Origin of the sequence: Clostridium sp. Marseille-P2415 (assembly GCF_900155545.1) — a bacterium.
Lineage (GTDB): Bacteria > Bacillota > Clostridia > Lachnospirales > Lachnospiraceae > Lacrimispora.
Genome location: NZ_LT732526.1, coordinates 2,618,899 through 2,642,604 on the forward strand (window position 1 = coordinate 2,618,899; position 23,706 = coordinate 2,642,604).

At 43.7% G+C, this 23,706-nt stretch carries 24 protein-coding genes and 1 rRNA gene; 15 read left to right on the forward strand and 10 right to left on the reverse strand.

Going from position 1 to position 23,706, the window contains the following annotated elements; all coding sequences use genetic code 11:
- Nucleotides 1-1,465: ribosomal RNA gene (locus tag BQ9856_RS16855) — 16S ribosomal RNA — on the reverse strand.
- 512 nt (nucleotides 1,466-1,977) lie between these two features.
- Here BQ9856_RS16855 and BQ9856_RS16860 point away from each other — a divergent pair.
- From BQ9856_RS16860 to BQ9856_RS16870, 3 genes are all read left to right on the forward strand, one after another.
- Entirely contained in the window at nucleotides 1,978-2,196 is a 219-nt protein-coding gene (locus tag BQ9856_RS16860) for a hypothetical protein (protein WP_077612066.1), read from the forward strand.
- Between the two features lie 210 nt (nucleotides 2,197-2,406).
- A complete protein-coding gene (locus BQ9856_RS16865) occupies nucleotides 2,407-4,149 on the forward strand; it encodes a DUF342 domain-containing protein (RefSeq protein ID WP_159442020.1) in 1,743 nt (580 codons plus the stop codon).
- 23 nt (nucleotides 4,150-4,172) lie between these two features.
- On the forward strand, nucleotides 4,173-4,553 hold the full coding sequence (locus BQ9856_RS16870; RefSeq protein WP_077612068.1) for a response regulator transcription factor: 381 nt from the start codon (nucleotides 4,173-4,175) through the stop codon (nucleotides 4,551-4,553).
- Nucleotides 4,554-4,823: 270 nt separating this feature from the next.
- On the opposite strand, the gene BQ9856_RS25575 is transcribed toward BQ9856_RS16870, so the two are convergent.
- The 6 genes from BQ9856_RS25575 to BQ9856_RS16900 form a co-directional block, all read right to left on the reverse strand.
- On the reverse strand, nucleotides 4,824-5,639 hold the full coding sequence (locus tag BQ9856_RS25575) for a lytic transglycosylase domain-containing protein (protein ID WP_328587254.1): 816 nt from the start codon (nucleotides 5,637-5,639) through the stop codon (nucleotides 4,824-4,826).
- Between the two features lie 35 nt (nucleotides 5,640-5,674).
- Nucleotides 5,675-6,733, reverse strand: coding sequence for an N-acetylmuramoyl-L-alanine amidase family protein (locus tag BQ9856_RS16880; protein WP_077612069.1), 1,059 nt, complete (start codon nucleotides 6,731-6,733; stop codon nucleotides 5,675-5,677).
- Nucleotides 6,730-8,094, reverse strand: coding sequence for an N-acetylmuramoyl-L-alanine amidase family protein (locus tag BQ9856_RS16885; protein ID WP_077612070.1), 1,365 nt, complete (start codon nucleotides 8,092-8,094; stop codon nucleotides 6,730-6,732). The genes BQ9856_RS16880 and BQ9856_RS16885 overlap by 4 nt, the downstream gene beginning before the upstream one ends.
- An 83-nt stretch (nucleotides 8,095-8,177) precedes the next feature.
- Nucleotides 8,178-8,825, reverse strand: coding sequence for a PilZ domain-containing protein (locus tag BQ9856_RS16890; RefSeq protein WP_077612071.1), 648 nt, complete (start codon nucleotides 8,823-8,825; stop codon nucleotides 8,178-8,180).
- Nucleotides 8,809-9,192, reverse strand: a complete 384-nt coding sequence (locus BQ9856_RS16895) for an EscU/YscU/HrcU family type III secretion system export apparatus switch protein (RefSeq protein ID WP_077612072.1) — start codon at nucleotides 9,190-9,192, stop codon at nucleotides 8,809-8,811. The genes BQ9856_RS16890 and BQ9856_RS16895 overlap by 17 nt, the downstream gene beginning before the upstream one ends.
- Complete coding sequence (locus BQ9856_RS16900; protein WP_077612073.1) at nucleotides 9,179-10,600, reverse strand: hypothetical protein; 1,422 nt, start codon at nucleotides 10,598-10,600, stop codon at nucleotides 9,179-9,181. Before BQ9856_RS16900 ends, BQ9856_RS16895 begins: the two co-directional genes overlap by 14 nt.
- Nucleotides 10,601-10,727: 127 nt before the next feature.
- Here BQ9856_RS16900 and BQ9856_RS16905 point away from each other — a divergent pair, with 127 nt between their 5' ends.
- The 11 genes from BQ9856_RS16905 (at nucleotide 10,728) to BQ9856_RS16955 (ending at nucleotide 20,663) form a co-directional block, all read left to right on the forward strand.
- Nucleotides 10,728-12,866, forward strand: a complete 2,139-nt coding sequence (locus BQ9856_RS16905; protein WP_200801321.1) for a chemotaxis protein CheA — start codon at nucleotides 10,728-10,730, stop codon at nucleotides 12,864-12,866.
- 20 nt (nucleotides 12,867-12,886) lie between these two features.
- Entirely contained in the window at nucleotides 12,887-13,384 is a 498-nt protein-coding gene (locus BQ9856_RS16910) for a chemotaxis protein CheW (RefSeq protein ID WP_077612074.1), read from the forward strand.
- 14 nt (nucleotides 13,385-13,398) lie between these two features.
- Nucleotides 13,399-14,211: a CheR family methyltransferase gene (locus tag BQ9856_RS16915; RefSeq protein ID WP_077612075.1), complete on the forward strand. Its 813-nt coding sequence runs from the start codon at nucleotides 13,399-13,401 to the stop codon at nucleotides 14,209-14,211.
- Between the two features lie 144 nt (nucleotides 14,212-14,355).
- The gene (locus tag BQ9856_RS16920) at nucleotides 14,356-15,402 is read left to right on the forward strand and encodes a protein-glutamate methylesterase/protein-glutamine glutaminase (protein WP_077612076.1); all 1,047 of its coding nucleotides are present in this window, start codon (nucleotides 14,356-14,358) and stop codon (nucleotides 15,400-15,402) included.
- Nucleotides 15,403-15,509: 107 nt separating this feature from the next.
- Nucleotides 15,510-15,833, forward strand: coding sequence for a flagellar biosynthesis anti-sigma factor FlgM (flgM, locus tag BQ9856_RS16925; RefSeq protein ID WP_077612077.1), 324 nt, complete (start codon nucleotides 15,510-15,512; stop codon nucleotides 15,831-15,833).
- Nucleotides 15,826-16,251, forward strand: a complete 426-nt coding sequence (locus BQ9856_RS16930; protein WP_159442021.1) for a flagellar protein FlgN — start codon at nucleotides 15,826-15,828, stop codon at nucleotides 16,249-16,251. Before flgM ends, BQ9856_RS16930 begins: the two co-directional genes overlap by 8 nt.
- Nucleotides 16,248-18,290: a flagellar hook-associated protein FlgK gene (flgK, locus tag BQ9856_RS16935; protein ID WP_159442022.1), complete on the forward strand. Its 2,043-nt coding sequence runs from the start codon at nucleotides 16,248-16,250 to the stop codon at nucleotides 18,288-18,290. The genes BQ9856_RS16930 and flgK overlap by 4 nt, the downstream gene beginning before the upstream one ends.
- An 11-nt stretch (nucleotides 18,291-18,301) precedes the next feature.
- Nucleotides 18,302-19,312 (forward strand): flagellin N-terminal helical domain-containing protein, encoded by a 1,011-nt coding sequence (locus BQ9856_RS16940; RefSeq protein WP_077612080.1) that lies wholly within the window; start codon nucleotides 18,302-18,304, stop codon nucleotides 19,310-19,312.
- Between the two features lie 21 nt (nucleotides 19,313-19,333).
- Nucleotides 19,334-19,942, forward strand: coding sequence for a DUF6470 family protein (locus BQ9856_RS16945; RefSeq protein WP_077612081.1), 609 nt, complete (start codon nucleotides 19,334-19,336; stop codon nucleotides 19,940-19,942).
- 21 nt (nucleotides 19,943-19,963) lie between these two features.
- Entirely contained in the window at nucleotides 19,964-20,410 is a 447-nt protein-coding gene (gene fliW / locus BQ9856_RS16950; protein WP_077612082.1) for a flagellar assembly protein FliW, read from the forward strand.
- A 1-nt stretch (nucleotide 20,411) separates the two neighbouring features.
- Nucleotides 20,412-20,663 carry a carbon storage regulator gene (locus tag BQ9856_RS16955; protein ID WP_077612083.1) on the forward strand — a complete coding sequence of 84 codons (252 nt, stop codon included), beginning with the start codon at nucleotides 20,412-20,414 and terminating at the stop codon, nucleotides 20,661-20,663.
- Nucleotides 20,664-20,665: 2 nt separating this feature from the next.
- On the opposite strand, the gene BQ9856_RS16960 is transcribed toward BQ9856_RS16955, so the two are convergent.
- Entirely contained in the window at nucleotides 20,666-21,904 is a 1,239-nt protein-coding gene (locus tag BQ9856_RS16960) for a nucleotidyltransferase domain-containing protein (RefSeq protein WP_077612084.1), read from the reverse strand.
- A 224-nt stretch (nucleotides 21,905-22,128) separates the two neighbouring features.
- On the opposite strand from BQ9856_RS16960, the gene BQ9856_RS16965 reads away from it, so the two are divergent.
- The gene (locus BQ9856_RS16965) at nucleotides 22,129-22,854 is read left to right on the forward strand and encodes a C39 family peptidase (RefSeq protein WP_077612085.1); all 726 of its coding nucleotides are present in this window, start codon (nucleotides 22,129-22,131) and stop codon (nucleotides 22,852-22,854) included.
- Here BQ9856_RS16965 and BQ9856_RS16970 read toward each other — a convergent pair whose 3' ends face one another.
- Together BQ9856_RS16970 and fliS are read right to left on the reverse strand one after the other, a co-directional pair.
- Nucleotides 22,855-23,250 carry a hypothetical protein gene (locus BQ9856_RS16970; RefSeq protein ID WP_077612086.1) on the reverse strand — a complete coding sequence of 132 codons (396 nt, stop codon included), beginning with the start codon at nucleotides 23,248-23,250 and terminating at the stop codon, nucleotides 22,855-22,857.
- Nucleotides 23,251-23,328: 78 nt separating this feature from the next.
- Nucleotides 23,329-23,697 carry a flagellar export chaperone FliS gene (fliS, locus tag BQ9856_RS16975; RefSeq protein ID WP_077612087.1) on the reverse strand — a complete coding sequence of 123 codons (369 nt, stop codon included), beginning with the start codon at nucleotides 23,695-23,697 and terminating at the stop codon, nucleotides 23,329-23,331.
- Between the last annotated feature and the right edge of the window lie 9 nt (nucleotides 23,698-23,706).

The following is a 23,706-nucleotide window of genomic DNA, read 5'->3' on the forward strand; positions in this document are numbered from 1 at the left end:
CCCGCCTTCGGCAGCTCCCTCCTTGCGGTTGGGTCACTGACTTCGGGCGTTACCAACTCCCATGGTGTGACGGGCGGTGTGTACAAGACCCGGGAACGTATTCACCGCGGCATTCTGATCCGCGATTACTAGCGATTCCAGCTTCATGTAGTCGAGTTGCAGACTACAATCCGAACTGAGACGTTATTTTTGGGATTTGCTCCACCTCGCGGCTTCGCCTCCCTTTGTTTACGCCATTGTAGCACGTGTGTAGCCCAAATCATAAGGGGCATGATGATTTGACGTCATCCCCACCTTCCTCCAGGTTATCCCTGGCAGTCTCCTCAGAGTGCCCAGCTTCACCTGCTGGCTACTAAGGATAAGGGTTGCGCTCGTTGCGGGACTTAACCCAACATCTCACGACACGAGCTGACGACAACCATGCACCACCTGTCTGGAATGCCCCGAAGGGAAGGCCCCGTTACGGACCGGTCATTCCGATGTCAAGACTTGGTAAGGTTCTTCGCGTTGCTTCGAATTAAACCACATGCTCCACCGCTTGTGCGGGTCCCCGTCAATTCCTTTGAGTTTCATTCTTGCGAACGTACTCCCCAGGTGGAATACTTATTGCGTTTGCGGCGGCACCGAAGAGCTTTGCTCCCCAACACCTAGTATTCATCGTTTACGGCGTGGACTACCAGGGTATCTAATCCTGTTTGCTCCCCACGCTTTCGAGCCTCAACGTCAGTTACAGTCCAGTAAGCCGCCTTCGCCACTGGTGTTCCTCCTAATATCTACGCATTTCACCGCTACACTAGGAATTCCACTTACCTCTCCTGCACTCCAGCTCCACAGTTTCCAAAGCAGTCCCGGGGTTGAGCCCCGGGCTTTCACTCCAGACTTGCAGCGCCGTCTACGCTCCCTTTACACCCAGTAAATCCGGATAACGCTTGCCCCCTACGTATTACCGCGGCTGCTGGCACGTAGTTAGCCGGGGCTTCTTAGTCAGGTACCGTCATTTTCTTCCCTGCTGATAGACCTTTACATACCGAAATACTTCTTCAGTCACGCGGCGTCGCTGGATCAGGGTTTCCCCCATTGTCCAATATTCCCCACTGCTGCCTCCCGTAGGAGTTTGGGCCGTGTCTCAGTCCCAATGTGGCCGGTCACCCTCTCAGGTCGGCTACTGATCGTCGGCTTGGTGGGCCGTTACCTCACCAACTACCTAATCAGACGCGGGTCCATCTCATACCACCGGAGTTTTTCGCACCGTGCCATGCGGCACTGTGCGCTTATGCGGTATTAGCAGTCGTTTCCAACTGTTATCCCCCTGTATGAGGCAGGTTACCCACGCGTTACTCACCCGTCCGCCGCTCAGTCAATTTAAAATCCATCCGAAAACTTCATTCAAACTGCTTCGCTCGACTTGCATGTGTTAAGCACGCCGCCAGCGTTCATCCTGAGCCAGGATCGAACTCTCATATTAAAATGTTGTTCAATCCGGGGTCAAAATCAACTAACTAGCTAATTTATTTCCCGTTTTACTTGTTGTTTGGTTCGTATACAATTGCTTGTATTCGTTCTGAATCTTCTCATTCAAAGCCATCAAACATGGCTTATTTTTTAGAATTTTCAGGGTTTTACATACTGTTCAATCTTCTGTTTTCAAAGTGCTTATTCTACCGTCACTGCCTTAACAGCAACTTACATAGAATATCATAACCGGTTGTTCTTGTCAACCTTTATTTTCATTTTCTTTAAAAACTTTTTCATCGATCGCCGATGTGTTTTAAAAGAAATTTTGCCGCCGTTTTCAGCGGCGAGTTATATCATATCAAAGCATTCGACAAATGTCAACAGTTATTTTACATTATTTTTAATAAGGTTTTTGCGCAGTCAATAGTTTTAACTAATAAAGACAACTATTATGTTATATTTCTGCTAAAGTTTGCCGATATAGACAATATGATTGATTTAAATTAAGAAGGAGGTGTACCTATGGCGTATATTGAGTCGGAGGCCCTGATAACCGGTGATTCAATGATTGACATTCTGCATTGCGGATTGTTTTCAGCCATGAATAAATCAATGGAGGCGGCTTTCAAGGGCCCGGGCTGGACCAAAATGAATGAAAGACTTGAATTTCTGGACAATTATATCTTAACTCATTTTAATAAAGAAACTCTCATGGATCAATCCGATTATCTTACATTCTAAGAAAGCTCAAGACTTACTTTAAAAGATCATACATAGCATAAAAATGAAATAACCGGAAACCGGAGCCAGCATTTCTTTAAATTGCAAAACATAATAGCGTCATATCTTCATGGCTTATTAAACACTTCCAAAATGACGATATGAAATTAGCTTATTGCCTGCACATAAGGAAGGAATAGCAGGTATTCTTTAATGTTAGGGGAGAAAAAAATGAAAGAGAAAACCAAAAAAGGATTATTTAGCCTTTTTCAAAGCGTAAAACGTTCTTCAGAACCTTCGGAAGAAACCATGGCACACTCTTCCGTTTCACCGGAGGAAGCTGAAACGGAAGCTGTTGACAAAGCTGTTGAGGATACAGCTGTTGATACAACCGCTCAAAAAAGTTCTGCCGCAATACCCACACCTCCCGGGACCAACAAAGCTGCTCTCTCGCCCTCATACATATGGGGGCCATCTGAAGATCCGCTTCTTGTGCGGGTTAATGAAGAAATATTATACATTGAATGCAACCAGTTTGCCAGCAAAATGAACTCATTATCTAATGTTTTAAAACAAACAGCTGCTACTTCGCAGGAGCAGGAACCCCAGCCAAGGGCCGCTCAGCCTCAGCTTTATATTTCTAAGGACCGTATGGCTGCATGGTTCTATGTTATCCATCCACTGAACGGCGGACAGGACATAAGCGAAGGGGACTTGAGATCAATTCTTGCACAAGAACATGTAACAACCGGGATCCAGGAGGATGCCCTGAAATTAATTGCCGAAAAACATATATATGATCAGGCTATACTGGTTGCCAAAGGGATCCTGGCCCGTAATGGAATCGACGGCTCCATTAAAGACCATTACAAGCGCGTTCTTCAGCTTGAGTTTGAAGAAGATGAAAACGGATCTGTTGATTACAAGAATCTGAACAATATTCAATCCGTTAAGGAAGGAGATGTCATCTGTGAAATAACCATTGCCGTACCAGGTGAAAATGGTATGACCATTACAGGGCAGTCATATCCCTGCGACATTAAGGGAACGAACGTTTCCATCCCTTCCGGACGCAATACGGTTCTCTCCGAAGACCGTACGCTCCTGCTCTCTCAAAAAACAGGGCATGTCACATTTATGAACGGCAAGTTTCAAGTAGATCCTATCCTTAAGATTAATGGAAATGTAGATAATAATACAGGAAATCTGGATTACGACGGTAATATTCTGATCAGCGGAGATGTAAGAAACGGCTTTTCTGTCAAGGCTACCGGAAGCATTGATATCCGTGGTTCTGTTGAGGGTGCACAAATAACAGCTAACGGCCCCATTACCATTGCCAGCGGCATGTCAGGAAATGGGCGCGGTGTACTGACCTCTGATTCCTACATAAAATGCCGTTATCTGGAACATTGTACCGTATCAGCCGGCGGAAATGTATATGCGGAAAGCATTATTAACTCCAAAGTGGAAAGCGGCCAGGACATTGTGGTAACCTCCGGCATCGGGGTGATCATTGGGGGGTCCCTTCTGGCTACAAACAATATTAATGCGCGCATTATTGGCTCCAAAGTGCGCCGGCTCATTACCGAATTAACAATCGCCAATATTCCGAAAAACGTGGAAGAAGCAAACCGCCTGACCCGGGAACTGGAACAGCTTCACCATAATATGTCTGAAATAAGAAAAAACATTACATATCTTGAGACCACACAGAGACAGGATAAGCAGCAGTTGTTGGAAAGCTTAAAACAAGCCTCGGATTTTTTGAATATCAGAGAGCAGGAAATAACAAACCGTCTGGAGGAAATAACAGCGGGTGATATGGCGCAGACAGGGTTGATTCAATGCCAGCAGTTACTTCCGGTGGTCCGTATTCGAATGGGCCCCTCCAGCCTATTAGTCCAGGAGGAGTATTCCAGCAGCATTATTTACAAAAACAGCGAAGGCGATATTATTGTCGGAAGTAATTAGAGCTTAAAAGGAGGGAAGCTATTATGAAAAAAAGAATTATGATTGTCGACGATTCAATCGTAACACGTAATGAAATAGAACAATTACTGACAGGAACAAATTTTGATGTGAGCTGTCAGTGCCGAAGCGGGGAAGAAGCTCTGGAAACCTTTGAAAGGGAAAAGCCCGATATTGTAACCATGGATATCATAATGCCGGGAATAGATGGTATTGAAGCTTCCAAACGCTTATTGGAACACTATCCGGAGGCAGGAATTATTATAATCAGCTCACTGGCTTATGATAAAACGCTTCAGATGGTACAAGAATTAGGTCCCTCCATTCCCTTTGTATTCAAGCCCATCAAGAAATCTTATTTTATAGAGGCTTTAGTAAAAGTGAGTGACACACTTTCCAAACAATAGTACAAATCTTTCGCATGCCCCATACATAGCATAAATAGTACATCTCCGGTACGTTATGTATGAGGCATGTCTTATTGGAAGCTTACTTTAATCTTGAAGCATTATTCTAAGGGCCAGGCCATATCAGCTTGTTCTCTATCATTACTGTTTAATTATGTTAAAATCTGTTAACCTCCCATTGTAGACATGTTCGTTTGGCTCGTTGCCCGCGTAAATAAAAAAGCCTTATGGCAGAGCTGAGTTATCAGTTTCTCCATAAGGCTTTCGATTTTATAAATTATAGATTGATCCGGTATCTGAGCCGTTTGTATCAAACTGGCTGGAAATGCTGTAAGAAGCCATCTGCATTCGCAGTTTCATCAGTTCGATCAAATAAAGATAATCCGATTTATTGGATACGAGGTTTCCGCCCTCCGATTCATCCGAATAGCTTGAAACAGTTCCCAGAGCACTTAATAAATCAGACGCAGGAAAAGATCCCTGAGAATAATAAGGGTTATAATCCGCCGAAAATGGATAAATGTTACTTCCCGTGCTTCCGGAAACCGCCTGAGAGTATGACGGAGTACTCCATGCAGTTTCCGTTCCCCCCATATAATTCATAACTTTCTTAACATACTCCTGAGTTTCTTTAAAAGGAGGAATCCCGCCATATTTGCTCACATTGTTGGAACCGGCATTATATGCTGCCAGGGTGAGCTCCACGTTTCCATTATACCGCTCCAGATTTTCTTTTAAATATTTGGCTCCCCCCATAATATTGCTTCTGGCATCATATGGATCATCCACCCCTAAGGATCTGGCGGTGGCCGGCATTAACTGCATAACTCCGGCCGCTCCTTTCCCGGAAGTAGCTGAGGGGTTAAAATTCGATTCTACCTTAGCGACCGCCTTTAAGAGCTTTTCGGAAACCCCATATTTTCTTGAGGCCTCTGAAAACATCTCATCAAGGCTTTCCGGTGCCCTTAATACCGATTTAAGAACCTGCTTAAAATTTCCTTTGGCAGATGATGCTGCCGTATATCCTATCTGTCCTGCATTTGCTTTTGTAAGCGCAGATAATTTTAACTGGTCTATCGTTGCCAAAATCCAATCCTCCTAAGTTCGCCAATTTCCAGCTTTTACGGAATCCATTTACCCGAAGCATCCACCCAGTAGCTGCCAACGTTTGTACTGCTTGCCATACTTCCGTCTGAATACAGATAATACCAGACACTTGGCTGGGGCTGTATCCAGCCCGACAGCATCTCTCCGCCGCCAGGATTTAAGTAATACCATTTCCCATTTACAAACTGCCAGCCAGTCAGCAGCTTTCCATCGGTAGGATTCAAATAATACCACCTTTGGCCCGACTGGATCCAGCCTATCTGACGGATTCCGTTGCCGTCAAAATAATACCAGTCATTTAAAATCTGCTTCCAGCAGTTCGTAGGAGTCCCGCCATCCTCCTGCTTGTAAGTATTTCCTTTCCAGGTACCTGTCGTATCTCCATCATATTCCATAATGGTATCATCCGAAGTGACATAGTCTCCTTCTTTCATATACTTGCGGTCATCGGAGGAATAGCCAATGGCCCGGACTTCATAGTAATAAATCGCATCCTTATCCATATATTCAGAAAGGTCCACGGTATTGGTCTGCACAGAAACCCGTTTTTTCAACTTGTCATCTGCATATAAGGCTACCTGATAACCAGTAGCAAATTCTACCTTTTTCCATACGGCTTTCGTTTTTTTACTGTCACTCCAGCCGGCACTGGATGTCTTGCCGAGCTTTACTACAGGAACATAATCTGCCTTTATCTCCAGAGTATTATTATCCAAAGCCTTGGCAGAGACAAACTTGGCTCCTGTAATCTTACACTCGGAACGGTTATAGGAATCCGCAAATATCGTGCTGTCTGAGGTGAGAGTCACGCTCACCCGCTCATTCTGTGCTGCCTTCCATTTACTGATATCCCGATTCCATACAACATCCTTGACGGAAACACCGGAAGTCGTTGTGGTAATTTCCGGCATTAGTATCTCCTCGTCCCCAAACTGACTGGTAAACTTAAGATTTACGCTTCGAATCACTACCGATTCGGCTCCGTAAGTACTGATAGGCAAAAGAACGGTCAGAGCCAGCAGGCAGGCAGTTAAAAATAACACTTCCAGTTTTCTAATCTTCACTCTTCTCATTGTACCCACACTCCATCCTCATTGACAGGGTACCCGCCTATCACCGTATTAACAGCCATGACTCCATCCTGATTGAAATAGCGCCAAAGCCCGTCTATCTTTTGCCAGCCGGTTACCATCACTCCGTCTTCTCCTGTAAAATAAGTATAGCCGTTCCGTGTGATCCAGCCCTTTAGCATGGCACCTTCCAGACTGCCCTGTAAAGTATTGAGATAATACCATCTTCCGGCCTGATTGATCCATCCCTTCTGCATAGCGCCCTGACTGGTAAAATAATAATAATATCCATTAATGACCTGCCAATCCGTGGCGGCTGCTCCCATGGGGGCAGCATAGCCGTTATCCGGATAAAAATAATACCATGTGTTGTCAATTTTATTCCAGCCGGTCACCATGGCTCCTTTGGAATCCATATAATAGATATCTCCATCGGTCAGGAGCCAACCGGTCACCATCTTGCCTTCCTGGTCAAACCGGTACCAGACATCATCAAGGACCAGCCAGGAATTCGCCTGCACGGTTCCATCCGCATACCGGTAATACCATATACCGGCCTGCTGGTCCCAGCCTTCTTTTATCTCCGGATTTCCTGCCACACCATTCAGTGTATCCGATTCCTTACCGGTTCCGTCAGATACATCCCGGTCCCTGATCACCAGTTCATCCGCTTCCACCCAGTCACTCTTTTTTCCGCTCTTCAGTTCTTCCTGTTTATAGGGAACGGAACGGATTTTATAGGAATAAGTGCCTTCCTCCGTCATATAAGGATAGAAGTTATAGGTGGTAGCCTTTACCTGTTCCTTTTTTAAAATAATGGACTTTCCACGGTACAGCCATAACTCATAGGCACCTGAAGTATTATCACCCTTGGACCAGACAGCCTGGCCAAGCCTTGTATCCTTCCAGCCCACATCCTCCGGCTCCGCATACAGGCCCTTGACTGCCTTTGCCCTCAGTGTCACCACCAGATCGCTGCCTTTGCGTCTGGCACTTAAATAGGTACCTCCGTTAACCTTCACCTTCGAAGCCTCATAGGAAGACTTAAAGTAAGCGTCGTATTCATCCGAAGGGGTAAGAGTAACATTCATTTTAGGTTCTTCCCCAACGGTCATATCCTTAGAAGTAGAGGTGACCCATTCCGCGTCTATTACCTTATACTGCTTTCCGCCTGAAGTCACATAAGCATCCGCATCTGTTTTGTCGATCTGGATGTCAGGCAGACGGTCCCCCGCCTCAATCTTAAGTCCCACTTTAATGCTGACCGAATTGATCGAATCGGTGGCCATAGTTTTGTCGGGGATGAGGCTTAAGCAGACGGCCGCCATCACGGCTGTTGCCAAAACTCTCTTTTTTTGTTTCATGCAATCACTCCTTTATATATAACCACTCACAAATTTAACCATATAAAGTTGTTATCGTCATGTTTCCGTCCCAACATAAGTATTTACTGAATTTTTCTTCTCTTAAGCTGTTCCTGAAAGGCAAATTTCCTGACCATGGATTCCTGATAGGAGGTCATATCTAAAAAGCGGCTGCCATACCGGTACCGCGGCGGTTCTTCCTCCTTAGACAGCTTTTCGGCCCATAGAACATAGCCTTTCAGCCTGGTACAGCCGGTGTCTGTTTCAAAAAGGAAAGAAAAAAGCTGCTCCTCCGCTAATTTCTGCTTTGACTCAAATCCGACTCCTCCTGCGCTTACATCCTTCACTCTGGCAGGTATTTTAGTCACCTTTCCATCAGCATCGGAAGTCTCCAGCATGACCGGAAACGAAACCCTGACCTTTAAATCGTTCCTTCTCTGTTCCACTCCAACCAGTTCATCAATCTGACACGGCACTTTATAAATGGCTCCGCCCACCTCTCCGCTCTCGTCTCCGTTAATCTTCATCCTTGCAGACAAACGGCATTTGCATGTAACAAGCCCCTGTACCCCGTCATAAAATACAATCACAGTCTCTGTATTCACTTTATCCATGTCTTTCTCTTCAACGATAAGTCCCATGCTGTCTTTATCGGAATCCACGACCTTTACCTCTGCAAGAAAGACTCCATCCAAAGTATAAATACACGCTTTTTCACATTCTTTCAACATAATCCTGCTCCACCGTTTCCGTTTCTTCGTTTATTATATCCTCTTCCCCATCTTCCCTCATTTCCTCCGGGTTCTCCGTTATTTGTTTCTCCTCCGTACCTGGCACATAACTCAGGAAATAACGGTATATATCCACAATGACCTGATACAATTCATCCGGGACCTGGCTCCCGAGCTCAAGCTGGGTCAGAATCGTTGCAAGGGAATTATCTTCATACACAGGTACGCCGTTTTCATTGGCAGTCTCTATAATTTTTTCTGCCATATATCCCATACCGGACGCCACGATAATTGGCGCAGAATTTTTGGTATCGTCATATTTTAACGCGACCGCTTTTTTATTTAATGTATTCTTAAATTCTGACATCGACTGAATTTTTCCTTTCCTGGATTTTCGGAAATACTTCTACAGGGGATGAAGGGCCGCCTCCTGCCTGCAGGTATATGTTATCTGCCCGGAAATGATGCTGCTCAAGTATGTTTTTTATTCCCTTTTGAATATTTCCCTCTAATTTCTGCATCTGCTCCGGATAATAGAGCTGAACGGAAGCCGCATTGTCCCCGTAAAGAAGCACCAGTTTAAACAGCCCCAGTTCCTTAATATCAAATTTAGCAAAGATTCTGGATGTATGTCTTACGTCTGCCTGAGTGCTGCTGCCCGCTTCATCCGGATCAATCCACATCTCAGAAAACATCTTCCGCCCGTTTATGTCTGCCGGAAATGCCAGATGCAAAAGAGGCATATATACGCTTTCATTTAAAACCATGGTCTGCAGCATACTTTGAAACATTTGCTTGTTTTCCAGCCCGGTACCTCCGCTGATACCGGTTCTTAAGAAATCCAAAAACTTATCAGCCCATTCATTTTTCCCTGCTGCCTGATCCATATCGACCTGGTTCAGCAGTTGGTCAAATTGGTCCGCAGTCATGGTGCCGAAGAATTTACGGAATCCCTGATAACCGGTAAGTCTGGAAAAAGACTGCAGGACCTCTGCCCTGTCTCCGTTTTCATATTTTGATATGAGCACCGTTAAAAGGGATATCTTATCCCGAATCGTACCCATATCATGATTGGCAGCTATATAACGGCCGAGAAACGGAAGAACCTTTTCTTTTAACAATGCACTGTTATCAGCCGTTTCCCCCTCCGGCGCGTTTAAATCCAGTTCGTTCAACAACGCACGGATCTGTTCTCTGGTCTGTTTAAAAACATATCCCTCCATATCCTTTATTGTATTATTTATATCATGAAGGATATGCTTTCCGGAAGACATATCATTAAATTTCTTGATAAAATCCAAAATTTCAGCTTTTAAGTCCACAGAATTTGTATCTGCCATAGCATTGCGCAGCTGGTCAAAAATACCGCCGTTAAAGCGGACCGCTGATTCGGCCTGCTCTTTCATAAACGGAAGAATCTCTTCTTCCTGCATCTGCGCTGCCTTGAAAAAGGAAGCGATCTGCTGCGCAGCCTCATCCTCCATGACTCCGCCTGTCAGCATTTCTTCTCCCTGGAAAAATATATCGGTAAAGATCCTGGACATATCCGGTACATTTTTTACCATATTGAGAAACGTGCCGAAATTCGACTCATACTGGAACGCCATCTGCTGATCCCCGCTCCTGCCGGAATCAGACCGGTTATCCCCTCTCATGACTTTAGACGGGTCTACGGGATTTTGAATCTGCACTCCCTGACCGGCCTGCGGGTTATTCTTGATCGTTGAATTATCATAACCGGAAAGCGGAGTTGTAACTTTTAAAATATCTGCCATATTGTGCCTCCATTTTAACTGTTGTCTTATATATTTTTTCGAAAGGATATCCGATTTACTATTATTTTTTAGCCAGCCATACCGATAAATAAATATATACTAAACTAGATAAGGCGGTGTAAATATTATGGATAACGGCATGGATAATATGCTTGATATGTATCTCTTTGAAACCAATTCCCTTCTGGAGCAATTGGACGAACTCCTGATAGAAGCCGAAAAAGCAGGAGATTTTACGGTGGATGATGTGAATGAAATTTTTCGTATCATGCACACGGTCAAGGGTTCTTCCGCTATGATGGAGTTTTCCTCTCTGATGCAGATAGCGCATCATATTGAAGATCTTTTCTTTTTTATCCGTGAGAACGGCTTAGACTCTCTTGACAGTTCCCACAAAAGCACTCTTTTTGACTTAATGTTCCGTTCTACCGATATGCTTCGCGCTGAAGTTTCGAAGGTAGAAAACAACGAGCCGCTTAGTGATAATGTCGACAATCTGACTCAGGAAATTAATAGCTTCCTGAAAAAAATCAGCAAGGATAACAATCAGGCCGGTAAGGAAGAAAAAAACGGGAACACTGCCGCACCGCAGGAAGCGCCGCAGCCGGATGAATCTGCCGCTACCGTTGTTCCTGCGGTTCATTTAGATGAAATCAGAATGGATCTGGCGGAATGTCCTGATGATAAGGCTGCATTTTTCCTTCGGATCTTCTTTGATGAAGGCTGCGGGATGGAAAATCTCCGGGCATTTATGCTTATAAGCACATTAAAAGAATCCGGACTGGAATTCGGCTTTTATCCAACCGATGTGGAAACAAACAGCCAGAGCAGCAGCAGTATCATTGAAAAAGGCTTTTTCCTGACTTTTGATTCCCGTAAGGAAGCGGACTCAGCCATTTCCCAGATCAATAACTTAAACAATATCCGTTCCTATGAACTGATTGAAAATGTACGTGCCAAAGGTGCTCCCGCCGAAGAAAAGCAGAATATTCAAACCGCCTCCAGCCCTTCTGCCCGCGAAAATACCGGGACCCAAAGCACACCTGCTGCCAGCACCGGACACCAGATGCCAAGCAAGCAGAATTTGATCAGCGTAAATCTGGCCAAGCTGGATAATCTGGTTGCAATCGTTGGCGAGATTGTCATTACGGAATCCATGGTGACTTCCTCACCTGATATTCAGAACTTAAAGAATCTTGACAGCTTTTTAAAGGCTACCAGACAGCTTCGCAAGCTGACCGATGACCTTCAGGATAGCGTTATGTCCCTGCGCATGGTTCCCGTATCCGGTGTATTCCAGAAAATGAACCGAATTGTGCGTGACATGAAGCAAAAGCTCAAAAAGGATGTACGGTTAACCATTATTGGTGAAAACACCGAGGTAGACAAATCCATCGTGGACAGCATCGGCGACCCGATCATGCACATTGTCCGAAATTCCATGGACCACGGCATCGAGGAGTCGGCTGAAGAACGTATTGCCGCCGGAAAAAATCCGCAGGGTGAGATTATACTTTCTGCAAGCCATACGACCAATGAGGTGATCATTTCCATCAGCGACGACGGACGCGGAGTCAATCCTGCAGGAGTTCTTGCTAAAGCAAAGAAAAACGGCATCCTCACAAAGCCCGAAAGCGAATACACTCAAAAGGAGATCCTGGCGCTCTTATTGGCTCCCGGTTTTTCTACCAACGAGGTGGTTACTGAGTATTCCGGCCGTGGAGTCGGTATGGATGTGGTCAAGAAAAATGTTGAGACCATTGGAGGCACCATAACCCTTACCAGTGAATTGGGCAAGGGAATGTGTACTACTTTAAAAATTCCGCTCACCATGGCCATTGTCGACGGTATGGAAATCTCAGTTGGAAAATCTGTCTTTACGGTTCCGATCGCCAATATCCGCCAATCCTTTAAGGTGAAAAATGAAGATGTGATCTACGATACCGAAGGAAATGAAATTATCAAATGCATGAACCAGTTCTATCCGATCATCCGTATTCACAGGCTTTATAACATTGATACGGAAATCACGAACATTGAAGACGGAATTCTGGTGTGGGTGGAATCCGGTGATAAATCCTACTGCCTTTTCGTAGATGACCTTTTAGGAGAACAGCAGGTTGTCGTAAAACCGATTCCGGTATTCTTAAACAGCTTTAACATAAAGGATTCGGGCATCAGCGGCTGTACCATTCTTGGTGACGGCAATATCAGCATCATATTAGACGTTTTAAATCTGTATGCTGCATCACATAATCAATACTAATTGGAATTGGAGGAATACAAATGTCAGCAGAGAATACGCAAACAGCTATATCTGGTGCAGATAATATTACACCTGAAGATTTTGCTACCGGCACAACAGAAGTCATGGAACGCTACTTAACCTTCCACACGGATAACCTGATCTTTGGTATAAGCACCAATTATATCATTGAAATAATCACCAACCATGTTATCACTGCCATACCTATGATGCCGAATTATGTAAAAGGGATCATCAATTTAAGGGGACAGATCGTACCGATCATTGATATCCGCCTAAGGCTGGGCAAGCCGGCGATCGAATATACGAATACCACCTGCGTCATCGTTTTAAATGTAGATTCCGTTTTCATTGGAATTATTGTGGATGCCGTAGAGCAGGTTCTGGATATTGACTATTCCAGGATCTCCGCGGTTCCTGCCAATAACCGCGAAGAACTGGTCAGCGGTATGATATCTATGCCAGACAACAATGTTGTTCTGCTTCTGGATTGTGAAACCTTAGTTAATAACTCATAAAGGATGGCTTCTCTATGTTAACACTTTCACAGCAAGACTTCACACGGCTGGTAGAGTTTGTGAAAAAAAATTACGGAATCGACTTATCAAAAAAGATGCAGTTAATTATGGGGAGATTATCAAACACGATCATCTCTCTGGGATACGCTTCCTTTACGGATTACATCGACCATATTATCTCATCAAAGAACCCGGCTGACTTAGAAGTGATGCTGAATAAGCTTACGACAAACTATACTTACTTTATGCGGGAGGAGGCACATTTTAAATTCTTCCGTGATACCATTCTCCCTTATTTATTAAGTACGAAAAAAAATAAAGTTCTAAGCATTTGGAGTGCTGGCTGCTCTTCCGGTGAAGAGCCTTATACCATTTCAATGATCATCAAGGAAACCCTGGGGGCGCAGGCCGCCCTCTGGGATACCCGGGTTCTGGCTACCGATATTTCCCAGAATGCACTAAAGGCTGCAAAGGAAGCTGTTTACGATGAGGATTCATTGAAAAACTTATCCCCTTCCTGGAAATCCAAATACTTTGTTAAAACGGCAGAGCAGGGCGTATATTCGGTTGCGCCGGCCATTAAATCAAATGTGATCTTTCAAACCTTTAACCTGATGGATCCCATTCGGTTCCGATTAAAATTTGATGTTATTTTTTGCAGAAATGTAATGATTTACTTTGACCAGAGCACCAAAGATTCACTGATTCAGCGTTTCTATGATGCAACTGCCCCGGGCGGATACTTACTGATCGGACATTCCGAAACAATCAATAAGGAAAAAACACCTTACAAATATCTGATGCCGGCTACCTATCGAAAAGAATAATCTGTCTAATATAAAATCTATTTACTGCCTTACTACCTCAGTAAATGGATTTTATATTACACAGATTTATAAATAAACAACAAAAATATAAAAAGCATTTGAACCGGTATGTGCTTTTATAATTTATATAGAATGGAGTAAATTATGACCGAAAAAATCCGCGTTTTCATAGTAGATGATTCCTTGCTGTTTCGTAAGGTATTAATTGATAATCTTTCCCAAAATCCTAATATAGAGGTAATTGGATATGCGATTGATGCCTTTGACGCAGAGCGTAAGATACCTGTGCTTAAGCCCGACGTAGTAACGGTAGACGTGGAGATGCCACGGGTCAATGGCATTGAATTTGTAAAAAAACTGCTGCCCAAATATCCGGTTCCGGTTATTTTGGTGTCTTCTCTGAATTTAAATGTATTTGAAGCGCTGTCCGCAGGTGTCGTGGATTTTGTCAGAAAACCCGACATGTCTGTCAGCAATACGGCCAACACATTCTTAAACACTTTAATCAGTAAAATCTTCATTGCTTCCCGTGCCAGGATTAAGCTGCCGGCTGCCGCTGCTGCTCCCGTCATTCCTCAAAAACCTTTGGCCAGCGGAATGTCATTCAGCATGAATGCCGTAAATACCATCATTGCCATAGGGGCTTCCACCGGCGGAACAGAAGCCACGCTTCAGGTTCTTAAGGACCTCCCTGCAGACACGCCTGGTATTGTGGTTACACAGCATATGCCGGAGGGCTTTACCAAAATGTATGCGGACCGGTTAAACCGCCTGTGCCATATGAGTGTAAAAGAGGCTCAAAGCGGAGACGCCATTGAACGGGGACAGGTGCTTATCGCTCCCGGCGACTTGCAGATGAAAGTAGTCCGGGTGGGAAGCCGCTACACCGTAAATTGCTACACCGGTGAAAAGGTGAGCGGACACCGCCCCTCCGTAGATGTTCTGTTCCAATCCGTAGCCGATACAGCCGGAGCATCTTCTGTTGGGATCATCATGACCGGCATGGGGCGTGACGGAGCCGACGGTCTGCTCAGTATGAAGAAAAAAGGCGCCTTTACCATTGGACAGGATGCGGAAAGCTGTGTTGTCTACGGCATGCCCATGGTGGCCTATAACATCGGAGCCGTTACCAGGCAGGTATCATGCTCCAACATCTCGAATGTGCTGCTAAAGCATTTATACTCACTTTAATTAAGAAATTACATTTTATAAAGTTAATATTTTTCTCAAACTGACGATATTATAGATGTAATGAAAAAACAGTGGCATTTCCAAGGCTCTTAGAAAGGAGTAAATTCATGCGTATTTCATCGAACTATTTTAGTACGCTGTATAATACATCCATGATACGACAAAATCAGGATCAGGCCGAAATCAACGCTTCCGAATCCGGAAAAAACAATTATGATGAAATCACCATCCGTTCCGCTTCACAGGAAGCGCAGGATTCGAAGTTTATCTCTACCCTTAAAAATATCCTTATGAAAGAAGTCGAGCAGCCCGCATCGGAAGAAAAACTGGACAGCTTAAAGCAGAGGATTGAAAATGGAACATATCAGGTAGATGCCAATAAGATTGCTGATAGGATTCTTTTATACAAAGGAGCGGATTTCAATGAATGATTTTATTACGGTAATTGAGGATTTTATTCATTTATTTCAGGAGCTCATTCAGATTGAACAGACAAAGCTGGAAGCCTCTAAAAAGAACCGGATCACCTATGTGGAAGATTGCATGAACAAAGAACAGGCTGCCATATTGAAGCTGAGAGGTCTTGATAAAAAGCGGGAAACCTGCCAGGAACGTCTTGGTTACAAGGGTTATACGTTTCAGCAGATTCTTTCGGAAACATCCGGTACTGAGCATAACCGGCTGAAAAAGCTTTTTGATACGCTCACTCATCAGGTCCGTCAGTTTCAGGACACAAACGAAAGTGCCCGTTCTATGATCGAGATCAATCTTCACATGATAAATAAAACCATCAATAATTCCCAAAAAGGAATGACTGCAGACAAAGCTAAATGGGAGGGACTATTATGACACGATCTACTTTTTCCGGTTTCACCATCGCCCAGCTGGCCATGACAGCCAGCCAGCGCGCCCTTGACGTAACCGGACAGAATATAGCGAACATCAACACAACCGGCTATACCAGACAGCAGGTGGACTTAGTAAGCCTTAATCTTAACGGCAGCGAAGCTATCAGCACCCACCCCAGTACCAAAATCGGCTATGGTGTTGAAATTACCGGTATATCCCAGATACGGGACCCGTTTCTTGATGTCCAGTACCGGAATCAGATAGCCAAAGTAGGAACAGCTGATGCACGTCAGGGTACCCTGGACCAGTTGGCAAATGTCTTTGACGAGACAGACAGGGATGCCATTAAGACGGCTCTCTCCAATATAAGCAGCAATTTGGATAAGCTATCAGCTACTGCAAATGACAGCAGCCTGGACATCAACGTGCGCTCCTCATTTCAGACGCTCTTAAACTATTTCCATCAAAAGGCTGATGACTTAAAAAATGTTCGGGAGGAAACCATCAGCGGTTTGGAGAAAACCGATATTCCAACTGTTAACAGCCTTCTTTCTGATATAGGAGAATTGAATGATGCCATTTGGAAAAGCCAGGTACAGGGCAATCCTGCATTAGAGCTCAAGGACCAAAGAAACAACAAACTGGATGAGCTCGCCAGCTATCTCCCCATCAGTGTAACCTATAAAGAAATTGCAATTTCCACCGGTACCAAGTATGAATATCCGGTTGTCAAGTTTACAGGTTCCGATGGTATGACCTACAATCTTACGGCAGGAGAACACGGCGAAAATTTTGCTTCTCTCTCTGTGGAACGTAACAAAAAAGCTGACGGCAGCGAGGATGGAACTGTTTCCATTTCCCTCATTCCTGCCGGTGATTTTCCATCTGGTACAGATGTAACCTCACTTAAAACAGATATTACCGACTATTTAAAAGATGGTTCTATAAAAGGTATCGTAGATTCGCTAAATAAATCCGGAGAACTGGATAATCCGGCAACTGATTTCAGAGGGATCGGATATTATGAAAAATCTCTTGACGCCTTGGTTCAGAACATAGCCAAAACATTCAATGAACTGAACACCAACACGGTTCCTTATACCGGAGCTTCTAAGATTCCAGCAACCGGGTCTGCAAAAGAATTAACAAGTACCGGGTCTGAGAATGCAGAGTATAGTATTAGCTTCACAAATTCATCCGGTAACTTTCTGAAAAATGAAACGATAAAAATAAACGGACAGACCTATACTTTTGGTGATGGCACAAGCGGTACAATAGCAATAGGAGCAAATCTTAAGGATAGCTTAGACAATCTGGCCACTCAATTAAACACGGATGCAGCCACTATGAAGGTAAACGGTACGGATACTGCCGGTACCTGGGCTTATAATGCGGCTACCGGAAAACTGGCCTGGACAAGCACAGCTCCTTTAACTTCCGGTACCGTAATCTCCAGTACCAGTATAAAAGCGGCAGACGGAACCGATTTATCCATAACTTATGAGGCCAATCCCACTAATATCAAAAACTATGACTTGTTTAAAACTTCTGACGGCAGCAAAACCTTTACTGCCAGCAACATAAAAATTTCAGATGACTGGATGAACAACAGCATCCACATCATTTCATCTCACGATGAAAATGCCGGGTCAACTGCCAATGACAACATTTTAAAAATGTTAAAATCTCTGACCGATGAACGGGATTTTAAATACGAATATACATACCTGGATAATGCGGGAGTTTCCCAAACCGGATATATCACATTCTTTACCGGCGATTTCTACCAATGTTATTCTAACTTAGAAAATACACAGGGTATTGACAGCTCCTCTAACACCGCAATCCTCAATAACCATGTATCCGTTCTTAAACAAACTGCCGACAGCAAAGATGCTGTATCCGGGGTTTCCTTAGATGAGGAAGGTATCAGCCTTATGCAGTATCAGAAATCTTTTACGGCTGCCGCCCGCCTTATGACAACACTCGATGAAGCACTGGATGTGTTAATTAACAATACAGGCATAGTCGGCAGATAGGAGGTAATGAAATGAGAATTACGACAAATGCAATCCTGAGAAATTATAAAAGCAATCTTTCCACTACAATATCCAATTTGAATTTATCCAGAACTCATGTTATGACCCAGCGCAGCTTTAACAGCGTTGCGGAAGATCCTGCTGCTGCTGCCCGGGCATCTCAGCTTCACCGCAAATATTACAAGAACCAGGATAACTTAAGCATGCTGAAAGATGTTCAATCCCGTCAGGATGGACAGGAAGACGCATTGATGCAGATATCCAATATCGTTACGACCATCAACAAAGAGTATAGCGTAGAAGCACTTAACGGTACTAATGGTGACCTTTCGATCCGGCAAACCTTTGCAACCGCTATACGCCAACATCAAAAATCCATGGTATTGAGTTTGAACGCTTCCTATGAAGATACTTTTCTATTTGCCGGTGCTGACGGCAAGAATGCACCCTTCAGCATGTCTGATGACAATATTCTTACTTACCGCGGTATTAACGTAGATGCCGCAAAGGGAACAGGGGATTATGAAAAGCTCACTGAACTTGCCAATGAAAATGTTTATGTAGATTTAGGCATGGGGCTTTCTATGGATGAATTTGATCAGGTAATGCCTTCCAGCGCATTCGATACATCACTGCCTGGCATAGAAGCAATCGGATACGGGAAAGATGAAGATGGATTAAGCAATAACGCCATCGTCCTGGCCGGCCAGCTTGCTGACCTTCTGGACCAGGAAACATTCGATGCGGATGCATATGGGAAGCTTATGACCAAATTTGATGAAGTAAGTACAGGCATTCTTAATAATGTAACTGAATTAGGAGTTAAAACGGAATTTCTGACAACAACAAAAGACAGGCTTGAAAATGCTGATATTTCCCTGCAGGAGCAGATGCAAAATGTAGAAGGTATTGATATGGCAGCAGCACTTACCGACTATATGTGGGATCAGTATGCTTACAATGCAGCCTTAAAAGTCGGAACCAGTATCTTATCTCCATCTTTTATTGATTTCATGAAATAGACTTGATTGGAGGTGTTTTATATGGAATCATTGCTTAAGATCACTACCATACCGATTGAATATGAACTTAAAATTCAAAGAGCAAAGTTAGAATATACAAGTTCTACAGCTGAATTAGAGACTAATAGGAAAAAAGGTGGCATGACCATAGAAAGCCGCCCCATCAAACTACACATTGATACTTATGACGCGCGTAACTCGATTTGTCCCACTACTATGGAAAGTGTTCGCCAGTCTGCCGTCAAAGGAAAGACTGCTGCATATGAAGCTACCGCAACATTGGCAAAGGAAGGTGCACTTTTGTTAGACGCTAAAGTTTCAAATCCTCTTGATCAGATTATCAAACAGCGCGCTCAAATGCCTACAGGAGATTTTGGGCTGCAATTTCTGCCCACTACAGGTCCTGATATTGAATGGTCTGATCCTGATTTAACAATTAAATACCAAATGGATAAATTAAGTTTCGATTTAAAAGTTGCAAAAGGAGATTATGAGTTTATTCCTGGCAACGTTGAATTATCAATTACTCAAATGCCTGATGTGAAAATTGAATATATTGGCAAACCCATCTATGTTCCACCCAGTGCCGCTAATTTCTTCAATCACTCTCCGGTAGACGTTCTTGCTTAATCCTGTACTCTGGAGGTACCTATGGAAATCAATACACAATACTTCGGTAAGATTTCTTGTTCTGAAGAAGAATTCATCCATTTTTCCGATGGACTGTTTGGCTTTACCGATTTAAAAAATTATGTTCCCTTGGCCTTTCAGGATAATAGTGATACTCTGATTTGCCTTCAGTCAGTGGAGGATCTCGGAGTATCATTTATCCTCATGAATCCGTTCCAGTTATATGCGGATTATGTACCCGTATTATCCGAAGAAGATAAAAGGCTATTAAACGTTTTTAACAATGAAGAGGCAGTCTCTTATTATGTTATTTGTGTCATTCATGATTCTATGGACGATAGCACAGTTAACTTAAAGTGCCCCATTGCTGTGAATACGGAAAACCGCGAGGCCAGACAGGTTATTTTGGATAATCCTCTCTATAAATTTCGTCATCCAATTAGAGATTTCGTAAAAAAGGGGGATTAATATGCTTATTCTTCAAAGGAAAAAAGAACAGGCACTTACCATTGGTGATAATATCTGCATTACTGTTCTGGACATTGGGAGCGATTGGGTAAAATTAGCGATCGATGCACCAAGAGATGTATCAATCCTACGCACAGAGTTAATAGAAGCAGCCTCTGCAAATCAGGAGGCAGTCTCTGTTTCTCTGAATGCCGGTTCCATTTCTCAAATTAAGGATTTAATAGATAAACAGAAAAACAGCGGACATACCTGAGTTTACTTTGCTATTTCCGCTGTTCTTTCGTTTTCTTCTTCCTTTTCTTCTCCCTCCTGCAATTTATTCTGGTCTTTGTTTTCCGCTGCTTCCTGCAGCCTCCCTGCAATCTTCAGAATCACTCTTTCTTCTAATTCATGACAGATAAACCGTACCATATACCGTCCAAAGCGCATAAACCAGAAAACCGGCAATAGAAAACCCATTTCTCCCAGCAATGGATAAATTGTCTCCATATACCTTCTTTCCGGAAACGTCCATTTTAATATTTTTTTGAACTTTTCAGCCTTCCTGTTTCTGGCATAACAATCTGCAACCGTCTTAATGAGCGGAAGAAATTGGGAACTTATCTCCCGTCCTTCTACCCCTTTGGTAAGAATGTAGGACTCCAGCGCATCATAAACTTCTGCATTTTCAATTCCTGCACCGGTACCAAACCATCGAAGAATCAGGTATTCCAAACGCTCTGCAAACTCCGCGATCCTTAATTTTTTTAACTTTTCGTAAATATATGGCCAGGAAAAAGATTCCGCATATTTCTTATAAAACGCCCAAAAGTCCATGATCTGGTTCAGGCTGATATCTCCCCTGGCATAGCAATCCGTAAGCCTGCACATAAGAAACAGATACTGGTCATCCGGTGCCATTTCCCGAATGAAATGAGAGCCCTTCTTATACGGTAAATCGGTTAGAAGGCCCTTATAATATTTCCGCATAGGCCTGCTGAAAAACATGCTGTGGCTGTAACACAAAACTCTGACGCCGGGAATGCGGTAGTACAAATGTCCGCGCGCTTCCGTTTTACGCTCCTCAAAATCCACATTCTCCAGTGTTTCCTTTATGATTCGCTCAAATTTTTTATCCGTACCAATTTCAATGGATTCTCGGCAGCACATTTCTTCAATCGGATAGCAGCTTACAATATCCGGATAACTCAACATAAAACAGTTGATCCGTCCTCTCTCCATAAGGGCCCGCACTTTCTTTTCGCCCTTCCGCAACCGTTCGGTCCGATGAACTGCTTCTAAATATTTATCAAAAAAACGCTGGCGTATGGTTTGCGGTATATCCTCATTCAATCCCATAATTCCATAGTAAACCGCATGGGCCACGTGATGATAATCAGCCAGCCGGTACATCTTCTCCCAGTCCAGCTGGCGCAATGGCTCCGGTGACTCTTTCTGATTCATTACTGCTGATAATAATATTATCAAATACCGTTCTTCATATCCTTTACTCATTCATTTATCCATCCTTAAGCATCTATAGGTTGGTTTTCAGGCTGTCAATCTCATTTAAAGCGATTCCGCCAATTGCCATAGCTTTCTTTCCCTTTTGGGTCAAAAATATCAATTTATTCCTTATATATCGGTTTTTCTACAAAAATCTTAACTTTGCCGGGTATCTGTTCGATAAATATTGTAGACATGTAACTAATATTTTTATTATAGAAAAGGTGAGTTGAGTGAACAGAATCCATAATATCCTATTCAAAGCGCTGTTCTTGGCCACTGCTCCCATTGCCACGTATTTTTCTTCCTATTATCAGATCGAAGGAGAAGCCGCGGCCGTTTCTTATGTTTCCACAGTGGCAAGCACAGACCCCATAACAACGGACATCCCTCAGGAAGGTATATATGATGTCATGCTTGACAGCGTATGCGGACCTCTTACTTATTACAATCAATCGGACGCCAGATGGGGCGGCTATCTTTATGGCGGAAAAGATCCTCTTTCCATCTATGGCTGCGGTCCTACTGTTATGGCTATGCTTATAACCAGCTTTACAGGAAACCAGGTTCTGCCTGCCGATGTGGCCAACTGGGCCGCTGCAAATAAGAGCTGGTGCCCTGGACAGGGCTCTTATCACCGGTTGATTCCAGACAGTGCTTCCGCTTACGGATTGAAAGCCACACCGATTAAAGATTATACCGTTCAGGGAATCCAGAATGCTCTTAATTCCGGACACCTGGTAGTCGCCCTGATGAAAAAAGGCCATTTTACACAGCAAGGCCATTTCATTATCATTACCCGCTTTACAGAGGAGGGAGCATTTCGAATTGCCGATTCAAATAACTACAACAACACAAAATATGACTGGGATCCTGCTATTATTCTCCAGGAATTAAACCATCAGTCATCGAATGGGGGGCCGCTCTGGATGATTGGCCTGTCCGATCAGGTGCAGTGATCAGCTATAATAGGAATCCGCTCCGGCCAAACGTTTGCTGATCTGACGGTCCACCTCGATCGTCCGCTTCAGAACAAGCCGAATATTGTTTCCTTTTTCAACAAGCTTTTCAGCCATAGGACTGTCAGTTTTTTGGACTTCATTGCCTTTTATCCAATCTCTTACCTGATCCGCTTCGGCAGGAGACAGTGCTGATACCAGGTACTTGATGTTTCTGTCGCAGATATCCGCTTTATCCATTTCTTCCTGACGCATTCCCAGAAGCATCTGAACTACTGTTCTGTCATTGCGTGATAAGGAATCTCCCACTTCCCGGGTAATGCGCTCGATTTCTGCAATACATTGATATTTCCTCTGCATTTCTTTTAGAATCTCCATAAGCATAGATTCTTCCATATTCGCCTCCCGTTTTCCTGCATTTTATATTTTAAAATGGCTGGAGAGAAAAAATCCTGCCCTCCAGCCCAATCTTCTTTAGCCGCTTAACCGCTGTGCCTCTTTAAAGGCATCACGCAATTCCATAATTAAGGGCCTGACTTCCGCAATCACGTCTGAATTTCTTCCAGCCTTGATCCGGCTGAACTCATACAGAAAAAAATCATACATCCGTTTCAGTTCAGCACTAATCTCATATTTATAATTCAAAGTATCCTTTAAGTAATTGACAATTTCTACACAACGCTGCACCGACTGCTCAAAAAGCCCGTAATCTTTTTTCTCTAAAGCAAGCTCTGCTCTTGTGAGCCGTTTCAACAGCTCATCATAGAGAAGACTAAGCATCTCTCCAGGCGTCATGGTATTAACCGTCTGCTCCTTGTAATGATGGTATCCATATGCACCCATAATCTACCT